The 24,116-nt window shown below is 69.7% G+C and carries 22 protein-coding genes and 1 tRNA gene; 16 read left to right on the forward strand and 7 right to left on the reverse strand.

The features are described 5' to 3' along the window. The first annotated feature begins 45 nt into the window (after nt 1-45). Complete coding sequence (locus tag ACFV6H_RS30040; RefSeq protein WP_385548399.1) at nt 46-597, forward strand: hypothetical protein; 552 nt, start codon at nt 46-48, stop codon at nt 595-597. A gap of 49 nt (nt 598-646) precedes the next feature. Here the strand turns inward: ACFV6H_RS30040 and ACFV6H_RS30045 are convergent. Then, nucleotides 647-721: transfer RNA gene (locus ACFV6H_RS30045), tRNA-Cys, on the reverse strand. Between the two features lie 212 nt (nt 722-933). Here ACFV6H_RS30045 and ACFV6H_RS30050 point away from each other — a divergent pair. From ACFV6H_RS30050 to ACFV6H_RS30075, 6 genes are all read left to right on the forward strand, one after another. Then, complete coding sequence (locus ACFV6H_RS30050; protein WP_385548402.1) at nt 934-2,415, forward strand: MFS transporter; 1,482 nt, start codon at nt 934-936, stop codon at nt 2,413-2,415. Between the two features lie 40 nt (nt 2,416-2,455). Continuing rightward, entirely contained in the window at nt 2,456-2,656 is a 201-nt protein-coding gene (locus ACFV6H_RS30055) for a ribbon-helix-helix protein, CopG family (RefSeq protein ID WP_046500098.1), read from the forward strand. Continuing rightward, a complete protein-coding gene (locus tag ACFV6H_RS30060; RefSeq protein WP_384778472.1) occupies nt 2,653-3,042 on the forward strand; it encodes a type II toxin-antitoxin system death-on-curing family toxin in 390 nt (129 codons plus the stop codon). Before ACFV6H_RS30055 ends, ACFV6H_RS30060 begins: the two co-directional genes overlap by 4 nt. Nucleotides 3,043-3,165: 123 nt before the next feature. Next, a complete protein-coding gene (locus tag ACFV6H_RS30065; RefSeq protein ID WP_385548407.1) occupies nt 3,166-4,953 on the forward strand; it encodes a DEAD/DEAH box helicase in 1,788 nt (595 codons plus the stop codon). Nucleotides 4,954-5,333: 380 nt separating this feature from the next. Further along, complete coding sequence (locus ACFV6H_RS30070; protein ID WP_066953917.1) at nt 5,334-5,975, forward strand: IclR family transcriptional regulator; 642 nt, start codon at nt 5,334-5,336, stop codon at nt 5,973-5,975. Between the two features lie 145 nt (nt 5,976-6,120). Continuing rightward, nucleotides 6,121-6,918 carry a S16 family serine protease gene (locus ACFV6H_RS30075; RefSeq protein WP_385548411.1) on the forward strand — a complete coding sequence of 266 codons (798 nt, stop codon included), beginning with the start codon at nt 6,121-6,123 and terminating at the stop codon, nt 6,916-6,918. A gap of 23 nt (nt 6,919-6,941) precedes the next feature. Here the strand turns inward: ACFV6H_RS30075 and ACFV6H_RS30080 are convergent, their stop codons facing one another. Next, entirely contained in the window at nt 6,942-7,514 is a 573-nt protein-coding gene (locus ACFV6H_RS30080; RefSeq protein ID WP_385548592.1) for an Lrp/AsnC family transcriptional regulator, read from the reverse strand. Nucleotides 7,515-7,686: 172 nt separating this feature from the next. Between ACFV6H_RS30080 and hppD the strand changes: the two genes are divergently transcribed. Next, nucleotides 7,687-8,826 carry a 4-hydroxyphenylpyruvate dioxygenase gene (hppD, locus tag ACFV6H_RS30085; RefSeq protein WP_385548595.1) on the forward strand — a complete coding sequence of 380 codons (1,140 nt, stop codon included), beginning with the start codon at nt 7,687-7,689 and terminating at the stop codon, nt 8,824-8,826. Between the two features lie 147 nt (nt 8,827-8,973). Here hppD and ACFV6H_RS30090 read toward each other — a convergent pair whose 3' ends face one another. After that, a complete protein-coding gene (locus tag ACFV6H_RS30090; protein ID WP_385548414.1) occupies nt 8,974-10,686 on the reverse strand; it encodes a tetratricopeptide repeat protein in 1,713 nt (570 codons plus the stop codon). Nucleotides 10,687-10,793: 107 nt separating this feature from the next. Here ACFV6H_RS30090 and ACFV6H_RS30095 point away from each other — a divergent pair, with 107 nt between their 5' ends. Continuing rightward, on the forward strand, nt 10,794-12,179 hold the full coding sequence (locus ACFV6H_RS30095; protein WP_384778455.1) for an FAD-binding oxidoreductase: 1,386 nt from the start codon (nt 10,794-10,796) through the stop codon (nt 12,177-12,179). Between the two features lie 51 nt (nt 12,180-12,230). On the opposite strand, the gene ACFV6H_RS30100 is transcribed toward ACFV6H_RS30095, so the two are convergent. Further along, entirely contained in the window at nt 12,231-12,707 is a 477-nt protein-coding gene (locus ACFV6H_RS30100; protein ID WP_384778452.1) for an SsgA family sporulation/cell division regulator, read from the reverse strand. Between the two features lie 277 nt (nt 12,708-12,984). Between ACFV6H_RS30100 and ACFV6H_RS30105 the strand changes: the two genes are divergently transcribed. The 3 genes from ACFV6H_RS30105 to ACFV6H_RS30115 all read left to right on the forward strand — a co-directional run bounded on the left by ACFV6H_RS30105 (nt 12,985) and on the right by ACFV6H_RS30115 (nt 17,137). Further along, on the forward strand, nt 12,985-14,307 hold the full coding sequence (locus tag ACFV6H_RS30105) for a phytase (RefSeq protein WP_385548419.1): 1,323 nt from the start codon (nt 12,985-12,987) through the stop codon (nt 14,305-14,307). A gap of 303 nt (nt 14,308-14,610) precedes the next feature. Beyond that, nucleotides 14,611-16,203 carry an RDD family protein gene (locus ACFV6H_RS30110; RefSeq protein WP_385548422.1) on the forward strand — a complete coding sequence of 531 codons (1,593 nt, stop codon included), beginning with the start codon at nt 14,611-14,613 and terminating at the stop codon, nt 16,201-16,203. 145 nt (nt 16,204-16,348) lie between these two features. After that, the gene (locus ACFV6H_RS30115; RefSeq protein WP_385548425.1) at nt 16,349-17,137 is read left to right on the forward strand and encodes an RDD family protein; all 789 of its coding nucleotides are present in this window, start codon (nt 16,349-16,351) and stop codon (nt 17,135-17,137) included. Here ACFV6H_RS30115 and ACFV6H_RS30120 read toward each other — a convergent pair. After that, a complete protein-coding gene (locus ACFV6H_RS30120; protein WP_385548428.1) occupies nt 17,123-17,407 on the reverse strand; it encodes a hypothetical protein in 285 nt (94 codons plus the stop codon). The genes ACFV6H_RS30115 and ACFV6H_RS30120 overlap by 15 nt on opposite strands. Before the next feature lie 448 nt (nt 17,408-17,855). On the opposite strand from ACFV6H_RS30120, the gene ACFV6H_RS30125 reads away from it, so the two are divergent. Together ACFV6H_RS30125 and ACFV6H_RS30130 are read left to right on the forward strand one after the other, a co-directional pair. Next, nucleotides 17,856-20,240: an immune inhibitor A domain-containing protein gene (locus ACFV6H_RS30125; RefSeq protein ID WP_385548431.1), complete on the forward strand. Its 2,385-nt coding sequence runs from the start codon at nt 17,856-17,858 to the stop codon at nt 20,238-20,240. 124 nt (nt 20,241-20,364) lie between these two features. Next, nucleotides 20,365-20,703, forward strand: coding sequence for a hypothetical protein (locus ACFV6H_RS30130; protein ID WP_384778434.1), 339 nt, complete (start codon nt 20,365-20,367; stop codon nt 20,701-20,703). A 142-nt stretch (nt 20,704-20,845) separates the two neighbouring features. On the opposite strand, the gene ACFV6H_RS30135 is transcribed toward ACFV6H_RS30130, so the two are convergent. Together ACFV6H_RS30135 and ACFV6H_RS30140 are read right to left on the reverse strand one after the other, a co-directional pair. Further along, nucleotides 20,846-21,451, reverse strand: a complete 606-nt coding sequence (locus tag ACFV6H_RS30135) for a nicotinamidase (RefSeq protein WP_385548435.1) — start codon at nt 21,449-21,451, stop codon at nt 20,846-20,848. 186 nt (nt 21,452-21,637) lie between these two features. Then, complete coding sequence (locus ACFV6H_RS30140) at nt 21,638-22,966, reverse strand: nicotinate phosphoribosyltransferase (protein WP_385548439.1); 1,329 nt, start codon at nt 22,964-22,966, stop codon at nt 21,638-21,640. Between the two features lie 161 nt (nt 22,967-23,127). Here ACFV6H_RS30140 and clpS point away from each other — a divergent pair, with 161 nt between their 5' ends. Then, nucleotides 23,128-23,433 (forward strand): ATP-dependent Clp protease adapter ClpS, encoded by a 306-nt coding sequence (gene clpS / locus ACFV6H_RS30145; protein ID WP_093601698.1) that lies wholly within the window; start codon nt 23,128-23,130, stop codon nt 23,431-23,433. Further along, nucleotides 23,433-24,011, forward strand: a complete 579-nt coding sequence (locus ACFV6H_RS30150; RefSeq protein ID WP_093601700.1) for a DUF2017 domain-containing protein — start codon at nt 23,433-23,435, stop codon at nt 24,009-24,011. Before clpS ends, ACFV6H_RS30150 begins: the two co-directional genes overlap by 1 nt. Nucleotides 24,012-24,116 lie beyond the last annotated feature (105 nt).

The raw sequence follows: 24,116 nt of genomic DNA on the forward strand, positions 1-24,116 counted from the left end.
GTCGATGCCGGGAAGCTCTGTGATTCCGTGTTCTCCGATGATGCGGTGGCTTCCGTGGAGTCCGCGATCGGCGACACGACCTTCTGGCGCAACGGTGACGGCGCGCTGGACAGGGTTGCCGCCAAGCTCAAGGATCTCTACGCGGACGGGCAGAGCGTGTACACCAGTGCCGGCGAATTCTGCAAGATCAAGGGCAAGAAGCGTGGTTCCGGGAACATGAACATCAGCTTCGGCTTCTACAAACCGGAAGACGTCTTGGACAACCGCCACTCGGCGAGCCAGCGGCTCTACGAACTCGGTAAGCAAGCCGTGGCCGGAGCCAAGAATTCCTCGCTCCGCTTCGAGTGTGTGAGCCCCCAACTGGACGGCTCGGACAAGGATCCCGCACGCATCGTGGGCCTGATGAGCTTCAGGGAGCGTGACGTGCCGGAAAGTCAGGCCCTGCGCGAGGACAATCTCACCGTCCTCCACGCGGCCTCATTCGCCCTGGCGAAGAAGCTGGAGTGCGAGAACAACGGAGGGCTTCCGCAGAAGGCGGTACTCCAGCCGAAGCCCGAGCCCGATCCTTCCCAGGAGTCGCCGTCGGCGTACAGCTGAGGATCTCGCCGTTTTCCGCCCGGACGGGTTTCCCGTCCGGGCGGGACAGTGGAGGCCGTGGCGGGAATCGAACCCGCGTAACTCGCTTTGCAGGCGAGTCCCTGAACCACTCGGGCACACGGCCGGGTCTCCGGCATGTTCTTCGGTTTCTTGGATTTCTTCGCCGGTCTCCTGTTGCTTCACTCGACCGTAGAGCGGCGGCGGGCCGGGCTCAAGGCGGGTGGCGGTGGTGCAACGCGACTGCCACACTCCGTTCACGGTCGTACGACCAAGGGACCAGCCCGGATCCGTCGCCTGACAGGGATCAACCAGGGAATAGGCCCTTACTCTGTGCCTATGACCACCCTGGAACCAGGCGACGCCGATGTCGCTCCCGTCGACCGTGACGCCGTGCTCCCGACGTCCGACGAGGCCCATGGCAAGGGTGGTGTCCTGGGTCCCGTGCACCGGGCCCTCAGTATCGGCATCGTCTCCGTCGTCCTGCTGATCGCCTTCGAGGCGACCGCCGTCGGTACGGCCATGCCGGTGGCCGCGCGGGAGCTGCACGGGATCGCGCTGTACGCCTTCGCCTTCTCCGCGTACTTCACCACCAGCCTCTTCGCCATGGTGCTCTCCGGGCAGTGGGCCGACCGCAACGGGCCGCTCGCGCCGCTCGCCACCGGGATCAGCGCCTTCGGCGCCGGGCTGCTGCTCTCCGGTACGGCGGGCACGATGTGGCTGTTCATCGTCGGCCGCGCCGTCCAGGGACTCGGCGGCGGGCTGGTCATCGTCGCGCTGTACGTCGTCGTCAGCCGCGCCTATCCGGAGCGGCTGCGGCCCGCGATCATGGCCGCGTTCGCCGCGAGCTGGGTGATCCCGTCCGTCGTCGGGCCGCTCGCCTCCGGCACGGTCACCGAACATCTCGGCTGGCGCTGGGTCTTCCTCGGGATACCGGCCCTGATCGTGCTGCCGCTCGCGCTCGCCCTGCCCGCGATACGGCGCATGGCCTCCGGGCCCGCCGATCCCTCCGCGCCGCCCGTCGCACTCGACCGGCGCAGGATCCGGCTCGCGTTCGGGATCTCGCTGGGCGCCGGGCTGCTCCAGTACGCGGGCCAGGAGCTGCGCCCGCTCTCCCTGCTCCCGGCCGCCGCCGGCGCGGCGCTGCTCGTCCCCGCGGTCCTCGGGCTGCTGCCCGGCGGCACCTGGCGGGCGGCGCGCGGACTGCCGTCCGTCGTGCTGCTGCGCGGTGTGTCCGCGGGCTCCTTCATCGCCGCCGAGAGCTTCGTACCGCTGATGCTCGTCACCCAGCGCGGACTGTCGCCGACGATGGCCGGGCTCTCGCTCGCGCTCGGCGGCGCGACCTGGGCGCTCGGTTCGTACATCCAGTCCAGACCGCGTATGGAGCCGTACCGCGAACGGCTGATGGCGGGCGGCATGGTGCTGGTCGCCGTGGCCATCGCGACCGCGCCGAGCGTGCTGATCGAGGCCCTACCGGTCTGGATCGTCGCGATCGCCTGGGGCGTCGGCTGTCTCGGCATGGGCGCGGTGATCGCCTCCACGAGCGTGCTGCTGCTCAAGCTGTCCTCGCCGGAGGAGGCGGGCGCGAACTCCGCCGCGCTCCAGATCTCCGACGGACTGTCGAACGTCCTGCTGCTGGCGGCGGGCGGCGCGGCCTTCGCGGCCCTGGGCGGCGGCGCGGTGGGCGGCCACACCGCCTCGGCCGTGACCGACGCCGGCACGGCGGGCTCGCACCCGGCGGCCTTCGCGGCGGTGTTCCTGCCGATGGCGGTGGTGGCGCTGGCGGGGGTATGGGTAGCGGCGCGCGTACGGACGCGATAGCCGGTACCACACTGGCCCCATGGGGTAGTACCATTCTGGTATGGCAATGAACCTGCGTCTTCGTGACGATCAGACCGAGGCCCTCAAGCAGCGTGCCGAGCAGGAGGGCACCAGCATGCACGCCATACTGCTGAGGGCCGTGGACGACTACCTGGCCAGGACCGCCCACGAGGCGATGGTCAGGCAGACGGCCAAGGAGCAGGCGGCCAAGTGGAGTGAGCTGATGGAGCGGCTCAAGTGACGTATCTCTATCTGTCCGCGGAGGACGTCCTGGTTATCGCTGATCACGCTTGCGATGACATGCAGGTCGTGGTCCGGGACGCCGGACTGCTGGAGTCGGCGGTGCACCGCCCCTCGGCGGCCATGTTCGGCGAAGAGGCGTACCCGGATCTGCTCGACAAGGCCGCTGCGCTCTTGCAGTCTCTTGCCATCAACCACCCGCTGGTCGACGGCAACAAGCGCACCGCCTGGCTGTCTTGTGTCACGTTCCTGGCCATGAACGATGTGTCTCTGCGTCCGGACATCGACGCGGCGGAGCGGCTGGTCATCGCCGTGGCCACCGGGGAAATGGACGAGGTGAAGGCGATCTCGGAATCGCTCAGGGAGTTGCTCGCGCCCGAGGTGTGACAGGCGTCGCACCTGCCCGCGCGAGGCCTCGTGTGTACGAGGACCGGGCCATCCCGCCGGTAGGGTGGCCCGGTTGTCGTACGTAAGCCCACCGCCCACGTCCCGACCGGCGAACCGGAGACCGTGACTACTACCGCCTCCTCCCACCACCTCTCACCCGCCTTTCCCGGCCGCGCGCCCTGGGGTACCGCCAACAAGCTGCGTGCCTGGCAGGAGCGGGCTCTTGGCCGATACCTCCAGGAGCAGCCGCGTGACTTCCTCGCCGTCGCGACACCCGGCGCCGGCAAGACGACCTTCGCGCTGACGCTCGCCTCCTGGCTGCTGCACCACCATGTCGTCCAGCAGGTGACCGTCGTCGCGCCGACCGAGCACCTGAAGAAGCAGTGGGCGGAGGCGGCGGCGCGCATCGGGATCAAGCTCGATCCCGACTACAGCGCGGGACCGCTGAGCAAGGAGTACGACGGCGTCGCCGTCACCTACGCGGGCGTCGGAGTACGGCCCATGCTGCACCGCAACCGGTGCGAGCAGCGCAAGACCCTGGTCATCCTGGACGAGATCCACCACGCGGGCGACTCCAAGTCCTGGGGCGAGGCCTGTCTTGAGGCGTTCGAGCCCGCGACCCGCCGGCTCGCGCTGACCGGTACGCCGTTCCGGTCCGACACCAATCCCATCCCTTTCGTGGCGTACGAGGAGGGCAACGACGGCATCCGCCGCTCGGCCGCCGACTACACGTACGGATACGGCAACGCCCTCGGCGACGGAGTCGTCCGTCCCGTGATCTTCCTCAGCTACAGCGGCAATATGCGCTGGCGCACCAAGGCCGGTGACGAGGTCGCGGCCAAGCTCGGCGAGCCCATGACCAAGGACGCCATTTCGCAGGCGTGGCGCACCGCGCTCGATCCGCGCGGCGACTGGATGCCGAATGTGCTGCGCGCCGCCGACCAACGTCTCACCGAGGTGCGCAAGGGCATCCCGGACGCGGGCGGACTGGTCATCGCGACCGACCAGGACTCGGCGCGCGCGTACGCGAAGCTGATCCGTGAGATCACCGGTACGAAGGCCACGGTCGTCCTCTCCGACGACACCGGCGCGTCGAAGCGCATCGACGACTTCAGCGCGAGCGAGGACCGCTGGATGGTCGCGGTCCGCATGGTGTCGGAGGGCGTCGACGTACCGCGTCTCGCGGTGGGCGTGTACGCGACGACCATCTCGACGCCGCTGTTCTTCGCGCAGGCCGTCGGCCGTTTCGTACGGTCCAGACGCCGTGGCGAGACCGCGTCCGTCTTTCTGCCCACCATCCCCAATCTGCTCGGGTTCGCGAGCGAGATGGAGGTGGAGCGCGACCACGTACTCGACAAGCCGAAGAAGAACGGCGAGGAGGATCCCTACGCCGAGTCCGAGAAGGAGATGGCGGAGGCCGAGAAGCTACAGGACGAGGACACCGGCGAGCAGGACATGCTGCCTTTCGAGGCGCTGGAGTCCGACGCCGTCTTCGACCGGGTGCTGTACGACGGCGCCGAGTTCGGGATGCAGGCGCATCCGGGCAGCGAGGAGGAGCAGGACTATCTCGGCATCCCCGGACTGCTGGAGCCCGACCAGGTGCAACTGCTGCTCCAGAAGCGGCAGGCACGGCAGATCGCGCACAGCCGCAAGAAGCCGGACGCCGAGGCGGATCTGCTGGAACTGCCCGCCGAGCGACGGCCGGTGGTCTCCCACAAGGAGCTGCTGGAGCTGCGCAAGAAGCTCAACACGATGGTCGGCGCGTATGTCCATCAGAGCGGCAAGCCGCACGGAGTGATCCATACGGAGCTGCGCCGGGTGTGCGGCGGGCCGCCGAGCGCCGAGGCGACGGCGGGACAGATCCGGGAGCGGATCGCGAAGGTACAGGAGTGGGCCACCCGGATGCGGTGAGCCGAGTGCGGTGAGCCGGACGCGCTGAACTGGACGTGACGAGCTCGCCGTTGTGGTGTCCCTCCGAGCGGTGTCCGAGCCGTAAGGGACGTTCGTCGGACAGCGCTCGCTGACACCGTTGTCAGCCGGAACGGTCACCCGGCATAGCGGGAGCGATCACCGCAAGTCACCACTCTGCCGACTTCACGTCCGAACAGGGAGCAACTGCCCTTCTCTGACCGGATTCTGGACGAGCCCTTCCGCTCAGCGGTGCCTCTCGCTACTGTCCCCGAAATGTAAACGCCCCGTGGCTGCTCAGCCGCAGAGCGCAGTCGGCACACCAAGAGCTGCCGGAGACTTCTCCGCGCGCCGCCGACGGGACCCCGAAGGGAGAGGGCGTCGTGACCGCGGAGACCTCCCAGACGCTCGACCGGGGACTGCGCGTCCTCAAGCTGCTCGCCGACACCGACCACGGTCTGACCGTCACCGAGTTGTCCAACAAGCTCGGTGTCAACAGAACGGTCGTCTACCGGCTCCTTGCCACCCTCGAACAGCATGCGTTGGTCCGCCGCGATCTGGGTGGCCGGGCCAGAGTGGGCCTCGGTGTGCTGCGCCTGGGCCGCCAGGTGCATCCGCTGGTACGGGAAGCCGCGCTGCCCGCTCTGCGCTCGCTCGCCGAGGACATCGGCGCCACCGCGCATCTCACGCTCGTGGACGGTGCCGAGGCGCTGGCCGTCGCGGTGGTGGAGCCGACCTGGACCGACTACCACGTCGCCTACCGGGCCGGATTCCGTCATCCGCTGGACCGCGGCGCCGCGGGCAAGGCGATCCTCGCCGCCCGCAGGACCGTCCTCACCGAACCGCGCTGCACGCTCACCCATGGCGAACTGGAGGCGGGCGCCAGCGGTGCCGCCGCCGCGCTGGTCGGTGTGACAGGGATAGAGGGCAGTGTCGGAGTCGTGATGCTCGCCGACTCCGTACCGGAACGGGTGGGCCCGCGCGTTGTCGACGCGGCCAAGGAGGTCGCGGACGCCCTGCGCTGAGGCGACGGTCCCGGGCCGAGGCGACCACGTACGTCCTGCCCGGCACGTACGCCCCGCTCGGCGCGGTCGCCCGGCACGGTGCGTGCGGGAGCCACGGACCGGGAGCCACGGGCCGGCCTGTCCTCCCGGCAGATACATTGACACCGTGCTTTCTCGTCTCTCTCGTCTCCCGCGTCCCGGCTTTCTCGCCCTCTGCGCCCTCCCGATCGCCGTGCTCTTCGCCGTCGTCGGTGTCGCGCCGCTGCCGTACGCCGTGGCACAGCCCGGGATGACCGTGGACGTCCTCGGCACCGACAAGGGCCGGCAGGTCATCACCATCGGCGGGACGTCCACCCGCACCACCGAGGGCCAGCTGCGGATGACCACGATCGAGGCGACGGGACCGTCCGCCGATGTCGATCTCGGCGATGTGGTCGACGGCTGGTTCCGCGCGGACCGGGCCGTACTGCCGCGCGAGGCGGTCTATCCGTCCGGTGAGTCCGACAAGGAGATCGAGAAGCACAACGTCCAGGACATGGTCCAGTCGCAGAACTCCGCGACCACCGCGGCGCTCGGCTATCTGGGCAAGGACCCGGCCTCGGTCGACGTCCGTCTCCATCTCGCCGATGTGGGCGGTCCCAGCGCCGGGCTGCTCTTCGCGCTCGGCATTGTCGACAAGCTGGGCGGTGACGGCTCCGGCGGCGATCTCACCGGTGGCCGCACCATCGCCGGTACGGGCACGATCACCGACGACGGCGATGTCGGCCCGGTCGGCGGAGTGTCCCTCAAGACGCAGGCGGCCGGCCGCGACGGCGCGACCGTCTTTCTCGTACCGAAGGCCGAGTGCCGCGACGCGCGCGCCGAGCTGCCCGGCGGGATGCGGCTGATCCCGGTCACCACGCTCAAGGGCGCGGTGTCGGCCCTGCGCTCACTGGAACAGGGCGGCGACGTACCGGGCTGCTGACACGGCCCGGCAACTGCCTCCCGTCACCGCGATCCGTGCGATCGGGCGGCTGAATCCGCTGCCGCCTGTTCCACCAGAGGGATGATCCGCAGCGGTACGGGATTCTCCATGACGATCGCCGTGGCGGCCCGCACGATGCCCTCGAAACCGACCACCCGGTCGATCACCCTCTGGAGATCCGCGTTCGAGCGGGCCACGAGCCGGCACAGCATGTCGCCCTGGCCGGTGGTGGTGTGCAGTTCGAGCACTTCTGGGACGGTCGCGAGATGGGCGCGTACGTCCGCGCCCTGGCCCTGCTTGATCTCCAGAGTGGCGAAGGCCGTGACCGGATAGCCGAGCGCGGCCGGATCGACGGTCGGGCCGAATCCTCTGATGACACCGTTCGACTGAAGCCGGTCGAGACGTGCCTGTACGGTCCCGCGCGCCACACCGAGCCGGCGCGAGGCCTCCAGTACTCCGATCCGCGGCTCGCGCGCCAGCAGCACGATGAGCCTGCCGTCGAGCCCGTCGATACCGGCTCCCGTCGCCGCGCCCGTACCTCCGCCCGCACCGGTACCTCCGCCCGAGCTCCCGCCCGTACCCCCGCTTGGACCCATGCCCATGGTCCGCCCCCTTCTCGCCTTCGCGTGTCGCCCGTCCTGCCCATAGTCATCCTGTGCAGATGGCCCTCCCATTCTCGCGATCCGCTGCGCATACTGCCCAGTGAATACGCGAACTGTTGCGCACCTTGTGGAACGGCGGGACGCTGAGGCCATGGCTGACACCTCGATGAACACCGACACCGCTCCCGACACCGCGCGTGAGGCCGATCCCTTCCCGGTCAAGGGCATGGACGCCGTCGTCTTCGCCGTCGGCAACGCCAAGCAGGCCGCGCACTACTACTCCACGGCCTTCGGCATGAAGCTCGTCGCCTACTCCGGTCCGGAGAACGGCAGCCGGGAGACGGCGAGTTACGTCCTCACGAACGGCGCGGCCCGCTTTGTGTTCACCTCTGTCATCAAGCCGTCCACCGAGTGGGGCCGCTTCCTCGCCGGGCATGTCGCCGAGCACGGCGACGGTGTCGTGGACCTCGCCATCGAGGTGCCGGACGCGCGCGCCGCGTATGCCTATGCCACCGAGCACGGCGCCCGCGGTGTCCAGGAGCCGTACGAGATCAAGGACGAGTACGGCACGGTCGTCCTCGCCGCCATCGCCACCTACGGCGAGACCCGCCACACCCTGGTGGACCGCTCCGGCTACGACGGTCCCTATCTGCCGGGCTTCGGCGCCGCGGACCCGATCGTCGAGCCCGCCGCCAAGCGCACCTTCCAGGCCGTCGACCACTGTGTGGGCAATGTCGAACTCGGCCGGATGAACGAGTGGGTCGGCTTCTACAACAAGGTCATGGGCTTCACGAACATGAAGGAGTTCGTGGGCGACGACATCGCCACCGAGTACTCCGCGCTGATGTCGAAGGTCGTCGCCGACGGCACCCTCAAGGTGAAGTTCCCGATCAACGAGCCCGCGATCGCCAAGAAGAAGTCGCAGATCGACGAGTATCTGGAGTTCTACGGCGGGGCCGGCGTCCAGCACATCGCGCTCGCCACGAACGACATCGTCGCCTCCGTACGGGCCATGCGGGCGGCGGGAGTGCAGTTCCTCGACACGCCCGACTCGTACTACGACACGCTCGGCGAGTGGGCGGGCGAGACCCGGGTGCCGGTCGAGACGCTGCGCGAGCTGAAGATCCTGGTCGACCGGGACGAGGACGGCTATCTGCTCCAGATCTTCACCAAGCCGGTCCAGGACCGGCCGACCGTCTTCTTCGAGATGATCGAGCGGCACGGCTCGATGGGCTTCGGCAAGGGCAACTTCAAGGCGCTCTTCGAGGCGATCGAGCGCGAGCAGGAGAAGCGCGGCAACCTCTGATCCAAGGTTGCGGCCAGGACACGCCGTTGCGGCCGAGACGCGCCCCGATCGACGCGACACGCGACGCGGCCCCACGGAAGCCCGAACCCGGACTCCTCCGTGGGGCCGTGGCCCGCCCGCTCCGGCCGTTCCTGTCGTTCCGTCCGCTCAGACCGTGCCCGCGACGGTCGGCGCCTGTGCCGGTGCCGGGAACGGCGACGGCGAGGACACCGGCGGCTCCTGCACGTCCGGCGTCCGCATGCCCGGAGCCTGTGTGGCCTGCCCCTGTGTGTCCCGCGCCTGTGTGTCCGGCCCCTGCATGTTCGGAACCTGTGTGTCCTGGCCACGCGTGTCCGGCGCCCGCATGTCCTGTCCCTGCATGTCCTGCCTCTGCACGCCCTGCTCCGGCACGCCCTGCTGTCCCCGCATGTTCTTCGGCACGCTCCTCGGCCCGCCGCCCGACACGTTCCCCAGCATGTCCAGCGCCTCCCGGGCCTTCGGCACGAGCAGCGGTGAGAAGTACGGATTGATCCGCAGCGCATCCCCGATATGGCGGCGGGCCGGGCCGTACATTCCCAGCGCCCGCTCGATCTCGCCCAGGTGGTACGAGAACAGCGCGCTCCGCAGCCCTTGGCCCGTCGCCTTCCGCGCGTATGTCAGCGCCTCGTCGCTCCGGCCCGCCCGGTGCAGCGCCCAGGCCAGTGCGTCCGCGACGTACATGTTCCGGTGCGACCGCGTCCACTCCGCCGTCAGCCGGACCACGGCTCCCTCCGGATTCCCGTGGTCGGTCTCGAAGCGGGCGAGGACCAGTTCCTCGTTCACTCCATGGGCCTGCGCCTTCTCGACGCGCTCCCGCAGCCACTCGTACTGCGTCTGCGCGTCTCCGGTCAGGCCCTCCGAGTCGTACAGCTCGCCCAGCTCCAGGGCGTACCCGGGCAGCGGCAGCTTGTCGAGCGCCGTGTCGTAGACCTGGTACGCCTCGTCCGTCCTGCCCAGCGCGGCCAGCGCCCTCGCGCGCCCGGCCAGGGAGGCGGGATGGTCGCGCGCCGCCGCGAGCGCCGCGTCGTAGTGGCCCAGCGCCTCGGCCGGCTTGCCCTGGTCCCAGGCGAGCCGGCCCAGCATGTGCAGCGCCTCCGCCTTCTCCTCCGGTGTGACGGCCCGCTCCGCCGCCTCGGCCGCCTTCGCCGCCGCGTCCGCATGCCGGCCGCTCTCGTGGTAGAGGACCGCGGCGCGCTCCAGCACCGGTGTCCCGGAGCGCAGCTCCTTCAGCCGGTCCAGCGCCTCGCCCGCCGCCTTGTACTCGCCCAGACCGCTGTACGCGTCGACCAGCACCGGATACGGAGTCCAGTCGTCGGGCCGCTGCTTGCGTACCGTCTCGCCCCATTTCTTGGCGGTGGTGAAGTCGTGCCGCGCGTTGGCGAGCCGGGCCAGGCCCACCAGCGCCGCCGGATTGCCGTACTCGGCGGGCTCGCCCGCCTTGCCGTCCTCGCCGGGCCTGCCCGGCCGGGCCGCGACGGCCCGCTCGTCTGCCTCCGCTACCGTCGCGAGCGAACGCTGAAGTGCCTGGTCCGCCTTGGGGTAGTACGCCGAGTTCCCCTGCCGCGCGCCGCTTTCCACATACGCCGCGCCGAGCACCGCCCAGGCCTCGCCGTCCTTGGGATGGGTACGCAGCCAGGCCTCCCGGTCGCGGATGAGCGCGGTCAGGTCCGGGATCGAGGCCGGCGCTCCGGCGCCCGCCGCGGCCATCGCCCGCGCCTCTGGAGTCAGCACCGGCCGCTCATGGTCGGCGGGTACGAACAGCAGGACGCCCCCGACCAGCGCCGCGCCCACCCCTGCGGCCATCGCCGCCCTTCTGACGTGTCTGACCTGCTCTGTTTTCATGGGGTTCATGGTGATTACTGTGCGTCCATATGAAGAGCACACCAGTGCTTCCCGCTGTGGATCGCAGACGGGTTCACACCGATGGCCCCGGATGCGAGTCTGGGATCATGGATGATCTGGATTCCCAGGACGACCTCGTCGTACGGCTCCGGTCCGGGCTTCCCGCCGAAGCCCTGATCACCGACCCGGACATCACGGCCTCCTACGCGAATGACATGGCGAGCTTCTGCGAGGCGGGCACACCGGCGGTGGTCGTGCTGCCGCGCTCGGTGGAGCAGGTCCAGCACGTCATGCGCACCGCGACCGCGCTGCGCGTTCCCGTCGTACCGCAGGGCGCTCGTACGGGACTGTCGGGCGCCGCCAACGCCTCGGACGGGTGCATCGTCCTCTCCCTGACCAAGATGGACCGGATCCTGGAGATCAGCCCGGTCGACCGGATCGCCGTGGTCGAGCCGGGCGTCATCAACGCCACTCTCTCCCGCGCGGTCGGCGAGCAGGGCCTCTACTATCCGCCGGATCCGTCGAGCTGGGAGATGTGCACCATCGGCGGGAACATCGGCACGGCCTCCGGCGGGCTGTGCTGCGTCAAGTACGGCGTCACTGCGGAGTATGTCCTCGGCCTCGATGTCGTCCTCGCCGACGGCCGGCTGCTCACCACCGGCCGCCGTACCGCCAAGGGCGTGGCCGGCTATGACCTCACGCGGCTCTTCGTCGGCTCGGAGGGCAGCCTCGGCATCGTCGTCAAGGCCGTCCTCGCGCTCAGGCCCAAGCCGCCTCAGCAGCTCGTGCTGGCCGCGGAGTTCGCCTCCACCGCCGCCGCGTGCGACGCGGTCTGCCGGATCATGGAGCGCGGACACACTCCGTCCCTGCTCGAACTGATGGACCGTACGACCGTCCACGCCGTCAACGCGATGACCAATATGGGCCTGCCCGACACCACCGAGGCCCTCCTCCTGGCGGCCTTCGACACACCGGATCCCGCCGCCGATCTGGCCGCCGTCGGTGAGCTGTGCGCCGCGGCCGGCGCCACCGAGGTCGTGCCCGCCGAGGACGCGGCCGAGTCGGAGCTGCTGCTCCAGGCCCGGCGGCTCTCGCTCACCGCGCTGGAGACCGTGAAGTCGGCGACGATGATTGACGATGTGTGCGTACCGCGCACCCGGCTCGCCGCGATGCTCGACGGCACGGCGGCCATCGCGGAGAAGTACGGCCTCACCATCGGCGTCTGCGCCCACGCGGGCGACGGCAACACGCACCCTGTCGTCTGCTTCGACCAGACGGATCCGGACGAGTCCCGGCGCGCCCGAGAGTCCTTCGACGAGATCATGGCGCTCGGTCTGGAGCTGGGCGGCACGATCACCGGTGAACACGGCGTCGGCGTACTGAAGAAGGAGTGGCTGTCGCGCGAACTGGGCCCGGTGGGCGTGGAGTTGCAGCGCGGCATCAAGCGTACGTTCGATCCGCTCGGTCTGCTCAATCCCGGCAAACTCTTCTGAGCCCACGGCCGCTGAGCCCACGGCCGCCGGCCCTCCCCGAGCGGCCACCGGTCAGGCCTCACCGTCCGTCGAACCGTCGGACGGCCAGGGATCCCGGAGCCACAGATCATCCGCAGGAGTGGCGGCGAGCAGCTCGGCGAGACCGTCGTCCATGCCGAGCTGCCCGCTCTCCGTACCGGGAGGCACGATCCGCAGCGTCCGCTCCACCCACGCGGACACCGCCGCCGAGGGCGCCTCCAGCAGCGCGTCACCGTCGGGCGAGGAGAGGGCCACACAGAGAACGCCGCGCCCGGCGACCTTCGTCGGCCAGATCCGTACATCGCCGTGCCCGCACGGCCGGAACACGCCCTCCACCAGCAGCTCACGGGCGAAGGTCCATTTGACGGGTGTCTCGGAGCCGATGTGAAAGGTGATGTGCACGGCGTACGGATCGTCCGTACGGTACGTCAGCCGGGCCGGTACGGGGATGCCGCGCTCGGGCGACAGCACCAGGCGCAACTCCAGATCGCGTTCCACGACGGTAGGCATGAGCGGCACTTCCTCTCCTGACGGGACGGCCCTGCGACGGGCCCGTACCAGGAGAGAGGCGCCACCTCGCCGGCTATGACGCGACTTCCGGCGACGATTTCGAAGCTGTTCACGCGGGAGCCCTCCACGCGGGAGCCCTTCGCACGCGAGCTGTTCACGCGAGAGCTGTTCACGCGAGGTGCCGTTGACGGCTATCGCACGCCCATCGCCGGGTCATGGGCGCTCCGCACCCTTCAGAGGTTCCTCTGTACGCAGGATCTACCCAGGAAGGTTTCGCATGCGGAGCACAGGCAGCAGATTCTCCAGGCGTCACACGGTCGCGGCGGTGGCGACGGCCGCCGTCGCGCTGACCGCGGCCGTGGTCGTCCCGGCGCAGGCGGGCCCGTCGACCGCCGAGGTGGCGGCGAAGGCCGAGACGCCCGTCCTCTTCGACGACGCGGCCGGCGGCGATGCCAGCGCCGACGATCCCGCGATCTGGCGCGATCCCGCGAACCCGGCGCGCAGCCTGGTGCTCGGCACCGCCAAGGTCGGCGGTCTGCGCGTGTACGACCTGGCGGCGCGCGAGGTGCAGTCGATCCCGTCACCGGCGGCTCCGGGCCCGGACGACATGCCCGGCCGGCTGAACAACGTGGATGTCGTGGACGGCACCGATCTGGCCATCGCCACCGACCGCGGCCGTGACAAGCTCGTCATCTACCGCATCGACCCGGATCGCCGCTCGGGCCCCGTCACCGACATCACGGCCGCCGACGCCTCGCCGTACATCTTCTCCGCTGACCAGGACGAGGTGAACGAACAGGCCACCGCGTACGGTCTCGCCTCCTGGAAGGACCGGAGGACGGGCCGTGTCTACGCCGTCGTCACCCAGGAACTCACCAACCAGGTCGCGCTGCTGGAGCTGACGAAGCCGGTCCACGGAAAGATCGGCTACCGCAAGATCAGGACGATCGGCTTCCCGACCACCTTCAAGCTGCCCAACGGCGGGACCTGGACGCCCTGCGAGGAGCCGGGCGAGCAGGCCTATCTGGAGGGCCTGCGCGTCGACGCGGCCAACGGCGTGCTGTACGCGGGCCAGGAGGACGTCGGCTTCTGGCGGATCAACGCCGACCTCACCGGCCGGCCGACGCTGGTCGACAAGGTCAAGGACTACGGCGTGCCGTACACGCAGGATCCCGAGACGGGCGAGTGCGTCGCGGGCGAGGACCCGGGCTTCGGCGGGCGCCGTCTCGTCGCGGACGTCGAGGGCATCACGCTGCTGGAGCAGCCCGGTGGCGGCGGCTATGTGGTGGTCTCCAGCCAGGGTGACAGCACCTTCGCCGTGTACGACCGTGACCCGGCGAAGGGCAACGCGTACAAGGCCGGTTTCCGGGTCGGCGCGGGCCACGGGCCCGGCGCGGTCGACGGCGCCGACGGCACCGACAGCCTGGACATCGTCAACAAGTCGTTCGGCGCGCGGTATCCGCAGGGACTCGCCGTGTTCCAGGACGGCGAGGACAGCCCTGAGGTGACCGGTCCCGACGGTGAGCCGCGCGAGGGCTCCAACTACAAGTACGTCGATCTGCGGGACCTGGCCAGGGCCACCGGTCTGCGCCTGCGCTGACGGGCTTACGGCCCGCCGGTTCCTTCCACACGTCCAGCCCAGCCTTTCCGCCCTCTTCCCCTTCTCTTCTCTCTTCCCGCCCCCGTCCGGCGCCCGGTCCGCGCCCGGACGGGGGCGTTCGACGTCCGGCCTTTGGCACTGGCGCCCGGCCCTTCGTGCAACCTTCGTACAACTTGTCGAACACTTCTTGGCCCACATCCTTTCGAATGCGGTCTTTCTGCTGTTCTCCTTCTTCAGGCATCTGAGTTCTTCGTTAATGTCTTCCTTGGCTGAACATGGTGTGAGTGAACGGAGTTGGGGTCAGTGGCTACTCCTCCTGGTGACGGCGGGAACGTACCCCGGGAAGGGTTCTACCCAGACCCGTCCATCCCCGGATACGTCCGGTACTGGAACGGCGCCGCCTGGGTGCCCGGTACGAGCCGGCCCGCGCCTCAGGGCGACGGGACGACGCCAGGAACTCCCGCCGCTCCTGGCGCCTCCGCCGCGCCCTTCGTGGACGAGACGGGCCCGGTCTTTCTGGACGAGGAGCCGCCCGGAGGGCCTCGGCCGGAGCCGGCGTCCGTCTGGCAGGCCGACGCCTCGCGGCAGACCGGCTTCGGCGGTGAGCGCGACGAGCGTGTCTCCTGGGGAGCGGGCGGCCAGGATCCCCGTATCCCCGGGCCCGCGTCACCGCCCTCGCCCGGTCCCGGCCGTCTTCCGGCGCTGCCCGCGGGCAGCGGCTCCTCCGCGCCGCACCACGAGGTCCCGCCGCCCGTTCCCGGCGATCCGACGGGCGGCGCGCTGCCCGGCGTACGGGCACTCGGGCCCGGTACGGACGACGACGCGCCGTCCTCCGAGGGCGCGGTCGCGCTCCGTGCCATGCGACGCGGCGTCAGGCCGGGCGCCGGGCCCGGAGCGGAGCCGAACCGGCCGGACGCGGACCAGGACTCCGGTGCCGATACGGGAAGTCCGACGGGCGCGCGTGACACAGGACAGCCGCCTGTGGACAGCACCGTCGCTCTCCGCGCCCTGCGTGCCGCCCGGCGCGCCAAGGATGACGACGCTGCCGCCGGTGGCGCGGCAGGCCGGACGGGCCAGGCCGAGGGCACGATGGCGATCCGCGCGCTGAACCAGGGCGCGTCCAGTACGGGCACGGCACTGCCCGCGCGCCGCCAGCCCCAGTCCCAGCCGCCATTCCAGCCCCAGCCTCAGCTGCCCTCCCAGCCGACGCCCGGTCAGATCGGCACACCACAAGGGCCGGCCGCGCCCGCCGCCACACCGGTCTCCTCCGGCGCCGGCGGTGGCGCCGCCTCCTGGGCCCAGCAGGTCCACCAGCTTGCCCAGCCCATGACGCCCGGCGGCCCCGACCAGCCGGTCGTGCCCTGGAAGCCGCCGGTCGACGATCCGTTCCTCCAGGCCGCGCGGGCCCAGGCCGCGGCCAGGCCCGCGGGACTCGCCAAGCGGTTCGTGGCCCGGCTGATCGACTCCGTCGTCCTGGGCGCGCTCGTCGGCGCCGCCGCGCTCCCTCTCTTCTCCAGGGCACGTACGCATATCGACGCCAAGATCGAGGCGGCCGAGCGGAGCGGTGAGACCGTCACGGTCTGGCTGATCGACGCCACGACGGCCGGTTATCTCGGAGCCGCGCTGGTCGCGCTGCTGGTCCTCGGCGTGCTGTACGAAGCGCTGCCGACCGCCAAGTGGGGACGGACGCTGGGCAAGAAGCTCTGCGGTCTCGAAGTGCGCGACATAGAGTCCCACGAGGCCCCGGGCTTCGGCGCCGCGCTGCGCCGCTGGCTCGTCTACGGCGTCCTCGGCGTGCTCGTGGTGGGCATCGTCAATGTGCTGTGGTGTCTGGTCGACCGGCCCTGGCGGCAGTGCTGGCACGACAAGGCGGCCCGTACCTTCGTAGCCGGCTGACCGCCGCGGACCGGGCGTCCCGGACCGAGCCCGCCGCGGACCGGGCCCGTCTCAGACCGAGCGTCCCGGACCGGGCGCCTCCCGGACTGCTCCGAACGGCGGGTGATCCGTTGCGGGCCTCTTTCCCGCGCGGTGCACTGCCCCCATGAGCAACGATCAGCCGCCGCCCGGCCAGTCACCCGACGACGACCCGTTTCTGAAGAGACCACAGGGACCGCCGTCGTCGGAAGGCCCATCGGGAGGCCCGTCGTCGGAAGGCCCGCCCGGTCCGCCGGGAGGCCCGCCGCCCGGCTCGCCGTACGGCGCTCCCTATGGCTCTCCCTACGGCGGCGACAGCGGTCAGCCTCCGGGGTCTCCTTATGACCAGGACCGGAACGCCTATGGCGGAAGCCCGTTCGGCGGTACGGATCCGCTCGCCGGAATGCCACCGCTCGCGCCCTTCGGCAAGCGGCTCGCGGCGCGGATCATCGACGCCCTGATCATTTTCATTCCGCTGGCCATTCTGTCCGGCTTCTTCGGAAACTGGCACGCACAGGCGAACAGCAGCAATTGGGGCGACTTCACCAACCAGGTGAATACGGGAACACAGTGGCTCTGGTCGGTCATCTCCGTCGTGGCATACGTCGGCTACGACACCTTGATGACCAGGAAAACCGGGCAGACTCTCGGTAAACGCTGGATGAAACTGCGTGTCGCGATGCTCAACAACGGCGCGGTGCCCGACACCGGCAGCGCGCTGCTGCGCGCGATCGTGCTCTGGCTGCCGGCCCTGCTCTGCTGTCTGGTCGTCTGGTGGGCCGTCATCATCCTGAGCATCCTGGTCAGCAGGCCCTACCGGCAGGGCCTGCACGACAAGGCCGCGAGGACGGTCGTGGTGGTGGCGACGGAGCAGCAGCCGGGCCGGAACACGCGCCGGGACTCAGCGGCGCAGTGAGGGCTGCACCCGTGTCTCCCCGCCCCGGCGCACCCGCGCGGCGGGCGCCTCGGTCTGCGCGGATCCGGCGGCGGCCGAACGCGCCGCCGCCCTGGCCCGGCCCGGCGCGGGCACGGTGAGCGTGACCAGCAGGCCCAGGGCGAGTGCGGCGATCCCTATCACCACGACACCGGCGCCGGTGGTGATACCGGAGACCAGCAGCATGACGACCGTGGAACAGACGACGGTGGCGGAACCATAGGCGAGCTGTGCGGCAGTAGGACGCGGCATGGCGGAATCCGTCCTCGGAGCATCGGGTTCGGGGGGTGTCTCGCGTATTTCGCACGTAGTCGCAAGCGGGGGGCGGCAGTTGCGAATAGCTCGCACTGCCCATCGACTCTACGACGGGAGATGCCCGGGAGGAACGGGTAGTAAGCGTGACCTAACGCACGGTGTCGCGGCACAGGGGGCGCATCGAGTCACACCGTCCGTCAAAGGGCTTGAATTGTGCGCCTGTTGTCCGAATTCCTCCGTGTCCGTGCGGTCCGGAGAGCGGAACCCGGGCCGCCGTATAGTGCAGTTGACCAGTGCAAGTCAAGGTCTGTCTTTTCTTCCTTAACTCCGGTCGAATGTCGTCACTTATGACGCAGACGCGCGCGGATCCCTCACTCCCGGTCCGCGGATCGCGTGCGCCGGGGAGGAAAAGCATCAAGTGATCAGAAACCGACGGGCGAGAAGAATGTCCGCGGTGGTCGTGGCTCTGGCCGCGACCGCCGCGACGGCTTCGGCCTTCACCACGGCCCAGGCCGAGGACAACCCCGCATCCGGCCCCGCGGGAATCGAGCGCCGTGATCCGGCGCCCCAGAAGGGGCAGGTCGAACACGACCTGGAAGGCCCGTTCAGCAAGCAGCAGTCACAGGAGCGCGAGGCCGCGCTCGAACAGGTCATCTCCGGCGAGGCCAAGGTCGAGAAGCGCGGCGGCTCCAGCGTCGTCAAGCTCGGCGGCAAGAAGTACGTCGAGCTGGGCCGCGAGAAGACCGACAAGATCTTCACCATCCTCGTGGAGTTCAGCGACACGGTCGACAACACCACGATGTACGACCGGGACGGGGCCGGCCCCCTGCCGCCCGTCGTGAAGTACGGCGGCACGCCCGGCCCGCAGCACAACGAGATAGCCGAGCCCGACCGCACGGTGGACAACTCCACCGCCTGGCAGGCCGACTACAACCAGGCCCACTTCCAGGACCTGTACTTCGGTACGGGCACCGACGCGAACGGCCGGCCGAAGGACTCGCTGAAGACCTACTACGAGAAGACGTCCTCCGGGCGCTACTCGGTCGACGGCACGGTCTCCGACTGGGTCAAGGTCCCGTACAACGAGGCCCGTTACGGCTCCAACTACTGCGGCTCCAGCACCTGCTCCAGCGCCTGGGACGCGGTGCGTGACGGCGTCACCGCCTGGACCGCGGACCAGAAGGCCAAGGGCAAGACGGACGCGCAGATCAAGTCGGAGCTGTCCGCGTACGACCAGTGGGACCGTTACGACTTCGACGGCGACGGCAACTTCAACGAGCCCGACGGGTACATCGACCACTTCCAGGTCGTCCACGCGGGCGAGGACGAGTCGGCCGGCGGCGGCGCCGAGGGTACCAACGCCCTGTGGGCGCACCGCTGGTACGCGTACGGCACCAGCGCCGGCACCACCGGCCCGGCGAACAACAAGTCGGGCGGTACCCAGATCGGTACGTCCGGCATCTGGGTCGGCGACTACACCATGCAGCCGGAGAACGGCGGACTCGGTGTCTTCGCCCATGAGTACGGCCATGACCTGGGCCTGCCCGACCTGTACGACACCGCGGGTGGTGACAACTCCACCGCCTTCTGGACGCTGATGTCGTCGGGCTCCTGGCTCGGCACCGGCAAGGACGCGATCGGCGACCTGCCGGGCGACATGACCGCCTGGGACAAGCTCCAGCTCGGCTGGCTCGACTACGAGCAGGCCAAGGCCGCGACCAAGTCCGACCACCGGCTGGGCGTCTCGGCGTACAACACCAAGAACCCGCAGGCGCTCATCGTCGACCTGCCCAAGAAGCTCAAGACCACGACTGTCGTGAAGCCCGCCCAGGGCTCCAAGCAGTGGTGGAGCGACATGGGTGACGACCTCAAGAACACCCTCACCCGTCCGGTCGACCTGACCGGCAAGTCCTCGGCTTCGCTGGAGCTGCAGGGCTGGTGGGACATCGAGGCCGAGTACGACTACCTGTACACCGAGGTCTCGACCGACGGCGGCGCCAACTGGACGGTGCTCGACGGCACGGCCGACGGCCAGCCCCTTCCCCGTGACGCGGCCGACAAGCCGTCGCTGACCGGTGTCTCGGGCACGAACAAGCACCTCGTCTACCCGCTGGACGCCTACGCGGGCCAGAAGTTCGACCTGCGCTTCCGCTACCAGACGGACGGCGGAGTGGCCCCGAAGGGCTTCACCGCGGACGAGATCACCCTGACCGCGGACGGCGCGACGGTCTTCTCCGACAATGCCGAGGGCGACGACGCGGGCTGGACCGCGAACGGCTTCTCGCGCATCGGTGAGGGCTTCACGCAGGAGTACGAGCAGTTCTACATCGCCGAGAACCGTCAGTACGTCTCGTACGACCGCACCCTCAAGGTCGGCCCGTACAACTTCGGCTTCACGGTGCCGAACGACAACAAGGTGGAGCACTTCCCGTACCAGCCCGGTCTGCTGATCTGGCTGTGGGACACCTCGCAGAAGGACAACAACACCAGCGTGCACCCGGGTGAGGGTCTGGTCCTGCCCATCGACGCGCACGCCACTCCGCTGCGGTGGGCGGACGGCACGCTGATGCGCAGCCGCATCCAGGCGTACGACTCGACCTTCGGTCTGGCCCGTACGTCCGCTCTGACGCTGCACAAGGCGAACGTTCCGGTCCAGGTTCCCTCGCTGCCCGCGGCCACCGTCTTCGACGACCGCAAGGGCACGTACTGGTACGCGGACAACCCGCTCGCCAGCGTCAAGGTTTCTGACACCAACACCAAGATCAGCGTCGTCAGCGAGTCGCCGGAAGGCCAGACGATCCGGGTCAAGGTTGCTCCTTCCGACAAGTAACCGGAAGTAACCGCAGGTCAAAGCATGATCGGCCGTCGCCCTCTAGCGGGCGGCGGCCGATCGTGTTTAGGTGCGTCCTACGGTTCTCTTATTGACAGGATGTCTCACGGGGGAGATGAAGGACATGGCAGCCGGAGGCTTCAGCAAGCTCCCGAACGGCACGGTGGTGGTGGCACTGACCCTGCCCAGCCCGGCGGCCGAGGGCGGTACGGTACGCGTCCTCGTGCACGCGGCCAACCGCGCCCGCGCCCTGACCAGGCTGCGGAATCTGGGGCTGCGCGCGGTGTATCTGCGCGGCAACGCGGCGCCGCCGACACCGGACGAGATCACCGCGGTGCTGCACCACCCGGACGGTCTGCTGTGGCGCACCACACCGGAGTGCCGCGAACAGCTCTGGCAGCCGATACGAGCACTCCTGCGCCCGGCGGCGGGCCCGGCGAGCGCGGGTTACCCGGGGTACTAGAAGGTCCGGGGCCAGGGCCCGCGTACGGGTGGCCCCAGGAGGGCTCTACGCGCCGTCGCCGGGCCTCTGGCCACCGGGGTGTCGCCGGGGCGCGCGGAGCCGTCGGAGGGCGCCTCAGGCGTGCCGCGCGGGGCGGGCGGAGTCAGACGGGCCGTGACCACCGGCTCTCGCCGGACAGCTCCACTCCCGCCGCCCGCATCTCCTCCAGCGCCCGCTCCGTGGTCTCGACGGCCACGCCCGCCGTCAGATCCAGCAGCACACGCGTGGCGAAGCCCTCACGGGCCGCGTCCAGTGCCGTCGCCCGGACGCAGTGGTCCGTGGCGATACCGACCACATCGATGTCCGTGACCTCACGCGCCCGGAGCCAGTCCGCGAGCCCGACACCGTTCTCGTCGAGTCCTTCGAAACCGCTGTACGCGCCCGAATACGCGCCCTTGTCGAAGACCGCGCCGATCGCGCCGGAGGCGACGGCCGGCGCGAAATTGGGATGGAAGCCCGCGCCCTCCGTACCCGCCACACAGTGCACCGGCCAGGTGGTGACGAAGTCGGGGCTGTCCGGAGCGTGGGCGAAGTGGTCGCCCGGGTCGATGTGATGGTCCCGGGTGGCGACCACATGCCGGTATCCGGCGGAGGCCTGGCCGATCAGATCGGTGATGGCGGCGGCGACCTCGGAGCCTCCTGTCACCGCCAGACTGCCGCCCTCACAGAAGTCGTTCTGTACGTCCACGACGAGCAACACGCGGTGCATGACGGTCATCCTTCGAGGGAAGTGCGGGCGAGCGGCGGGCAGGGCCAGGGGAGAGGGCGTCGGCCGGACGAGCGGCTGAAAGGTGTGCTGAGCCTAGAGACTCCGCCACCGTCGCGGGAAGAGCCGGACATCCGCCACCACCGCCCCGCACGCCTCATCCATGTACTCGGTTCATCTGTATTCGGCTCATATGTACTCGGTCGGGATCACCGGCTCACCACGGGAGAGCTGCGTCGCCGACACCGGCAGCGCGGCCCGCGCCGCGAAGTGCCGGGACCGCGCCACATCCAGCGGTTCCCGGGCCACGATCTCGCCGCCCTTGACGAGCTGCACCAGAAGCTGCCGGTCCAGCAGGTCCGCCGGCACCGCGCCGGTGCCGAGCACCTCGGCCTCGGCGTAGCCCTGCGCGTCCATCCGCCGCGCGGCCCACTTGCGCCCGCCCACCGAGGTCTTCCCGCCCAGCGACTTCTTCGCCACCGGCTGGAGCGGCGCCTTCGGATCCGCGGACGCGGCGCGGGCAACGATCTTGTAGACCATGGAGCAGGTCGGCTGACCGCTGCCGGTGACGAGCTGGGTGCCCACGCCGTACGAGTCCACCGGCGCCGCCGCCAGCGAGGCGATCGCGTACTCGTCCAGGTCGGAGGTGACCACGATCTTGGTGTTCACCGCGCCCAGCTCGTCGAGCTGCTGCCGTACCCGGTGCGCGACCAGCAGCAGATCGCCGGAGTCGATACGGACGGCGCCCAGCTCGGGCCCGGCGATCTCCACGGCGGTCCGTACGGCCTCGGGCACGTCGAACGTGTCGATCAGCAGTGTCGTACCGCGGCCGAGCGCGTTCACCTGCGCCTGGAAGGCGTCGCGCTCGCTGTCGTGCAGCAGGGTGAAGGCGTGCGCGCTCGTGCCCACCGTCGGAATGCCGTACCGGAAGCCGGCCGCCAGGTCCGAGGTGGTGTCGAAGCCGCCCACATACGCGGCGCGCGCCGCGGCGACCGCGGAGAGCTCGTGCGTACGGCGCGCGCCCATCTCGATCAGCCCGCGCCCGCCCGCCGCCGCCGACATCCGCGAGGCCGCGGCGGCGATGGCCGAGTCATGGTTGAGGATCGACAGGATCACGGTCTCCAGCAGCACGCACTCGGCGAAGGAGCCCTCCACCCGCAGGATCGGTGAGCCCGGGAAGTAGACCTCGCCCTCGGGATAGCCCCAGATGTCGCCGCCGAAGCGGTACGAGGCGAGCCAGCCGAGCGTCTCCTCGTCGACGATCCGGTTGGCCCGCAGGAAGCCGAGGACGTCCGTGTCGAAGCGGAAGTTCTCCACGGCGTCCAGGACCCGTCCGGTGCCCGCCACCACTCCGTAGCGGCGGCCCTCGGGCAGCCGCCGGGTGAAGACCTCGAAGACCGAACGGCGGTCGGCCGTACCGGCCTGGAGAGCCGCTCGGAGCATCGTCAGCTCATACTGATCGGTGAAGAGCGCGGTCGACGGGACATCGACCGGCAGTCCAAGATCCGCTGTGTTCATAACAAGAATTCTACCCTGCCCTCTCGTCAGAGTGACGATTTCTGCGTGGCCGTTTGTGCGACACGCCGTCCCTGGTGGCAGCATGGGTCATGTGACGCTGTGACGTGGCAGAGCCATGACCCGGCAGAGAAGCCCGGCAGAGAAGAAGGTCGTCCGGAACCGTGAGTGTTGCTCCCACTGAGATCGAACGCCCCGAATCGGCCGAGGAGACCTTCGCCGTCCCGGAACCCGATGTGCCGTGGGTGACGATCGTCCACAACGATCCCGTCAACCTCATGAGTTATGTGGCTTACGTCTTCCAGACCTATTTCGGCTACCCCAAGGACAAGGCGCACCGACTGATGCTCGACGTCCACCACAAGGGCCGCGCGATCGTCTCCAGCGGCAGCCGCGAGGAGATGGAGCGCGATGTGCAGGCGATGCACGGATTCGGGCTCTGGGCCACTCTCTCCCAGGACCGGATCTGATGGCCGGCCAGTTCGAGGCGATCCCGGGCGGCGGCGCGGCCGTCGCACTCGACGAGGTCGAGATCTCGATCCTGCGCTCACTGGCCGTACAGCTCCTGGAGCTGATCGGGCCCGGTGACGAGCCTGCCCAGGGCGAGGATCCGCTCGCCTCGCTCTTCGCCGAAGGCCCCAGCGAGCCGCCCGAGGATCCGGCGCTGGCCCGGCTCTTCCCGGACGCGTACGGCGATGACGACGACGAACTCAAGGAGTTCTCCGCCGAGTTCAGACGGTTCACGGAGAACGATCTGCGTGGCCGCAAGCGCGAGGACGGGATGGCGCTGGTCCGTACGCTGGACGGGCTCGCCTCGGCGGGCGAGGGCGGCGCCGTGCTCAAGCTGACGCCCGACGACTGTCTGCACTGGCTCGGCGCGCTCAACGATCTGCGGCTGACGATCGGTACGCGTCTGGAGGTCACGGACGAGGACGAGAGCGACGAGCTGTACCGGCTGCCGGACTCCGATCCGCGCAAGCCGATGGTGATGGCGTATCTCTGGCTCGGATCGCTCCAGGAGTCGCTCGTCGAAACGCTGATGCCCTGAGGGCCCGATGCCTTGAGGGCCCTGATGCCTTGAGGGGCTGCCGCCCGTTCCTCCGTCCGGGTGATGTGACACCGAGGAACCGGCCCGCCCGGATCTTCCGGGCCC

The sequence above is a fragment of the Streptomyces sp. NPDC059743 genome (genome assembly GCF_042732975.1).
GTDB lineage: Bacteria > Actinomycetota > Actinomycetes > Streptomycetales > Streptomycetaceae > Streptomyces.

Coding starts and splice junctions, on each gene's coding strand:
- ACFV6H_RS30105 (WP_385548419.1), top strand. CDS start 12,985: ATGCGGAGCACAGGCAGCAGATTCTCCAGGCGTCACACGGTCGCGGCG.
- ACFV6H_RS30095 (WP_384778455.1), top strand. CDS start 10,794: ATGGATGATCTGGATTCCCAGGACGACCTCGTCGTACGGCTCCGGTCC.
- ACFV6H_RS30125 (WP_385548431.1), top strand. CDS start 17,856: ATGTCCGCGGTGGTCGTGGCTCTGGCCGCGACCGCCGCGACGGCTTCG.
- hppD (WP_385548595.1), top strand. CDS start 7,687: ATGAACACCGACACCGCTCCCGACACCGCGCGTGAGGCCGATCCCTTC.
- ACFV6H_RS30120 (WP_385548428.1), bottom strand. CDS start 17,407: ATGCCGCGTCCTACTGCCGCACAGCTCGCCTATGGTTCCGCCACCGTC.
- ACFV6H_RS30130 (WP_384778434.1), top strand. CDS start 20,365: ATGGCAGCCGGAGGCTTCAGCAAGCTCCCGAACGGCACGGTGGTGGTG.
- ACFV6H_RS30100 (WP_384778452.1), bottom strand. CDS start 12,707: ATGCCTACCGTCGTGGAACGCGATCTGGAGTTGCGCCTGGTGCTGTCG.
- ACFV6H_RS30050 (WP_385548402.1), top strand. CDS start 934: ATGACCACCCTGGAACCAGGCGACGCCGATGTCGCTCCCGTCGACCGT.
- ACFV6H_RS30140 (WP_385548439.1), bottom strand. CDS start 22,966: ATGAACACAGCGGATCTTGGACTGCCGGTCGATGTCCCGTCGACCGCG.
- ACFV6H_RS30150 (WP_093601700.1), top strand. CDS start 23,433: ATGGCCGGCCAGTTCGAGGCGATCCCGGGCGGCGGCGCGGCCGTCGCA.
- ACFV6H_RS30090 (WP_385548414.1), bottom strand. CDS start 10,686: ATGAAAACAGAGCAGGTCAGACACGTCAGAAGGGCGGCGATGGCCGCA.
- ACFV6H_RS30080 (WP_385548592.1), bottom strand. CDS start 7,514: ATGGGTCCAAGCGGGGGTACGGGCGGGAGCTCGGGCGGAGGTACCGGT.
- ACFV6H_RS30115 (WP_385548425.1), top strand. CDS start 16,349: ATGAGCAACGATCAGCCGCCGCCCGGCCAGTCACCCGACGACGACCCG.
- ACFV6H_RS30055 (WP_046500098.1), top strand. CDS start 2,456: ATGGCAATGAACCTGCGTCTTCGTGACGATCAGACCGAGGCCCTCAAG.
- ACFV6H_RS30135 (WP_385548435.1), bottom strand. CDS start 21,451: ATGCACCGCGTGTTGCTCGTCGTGGACGTACAGAACGACTTCTGTGAG.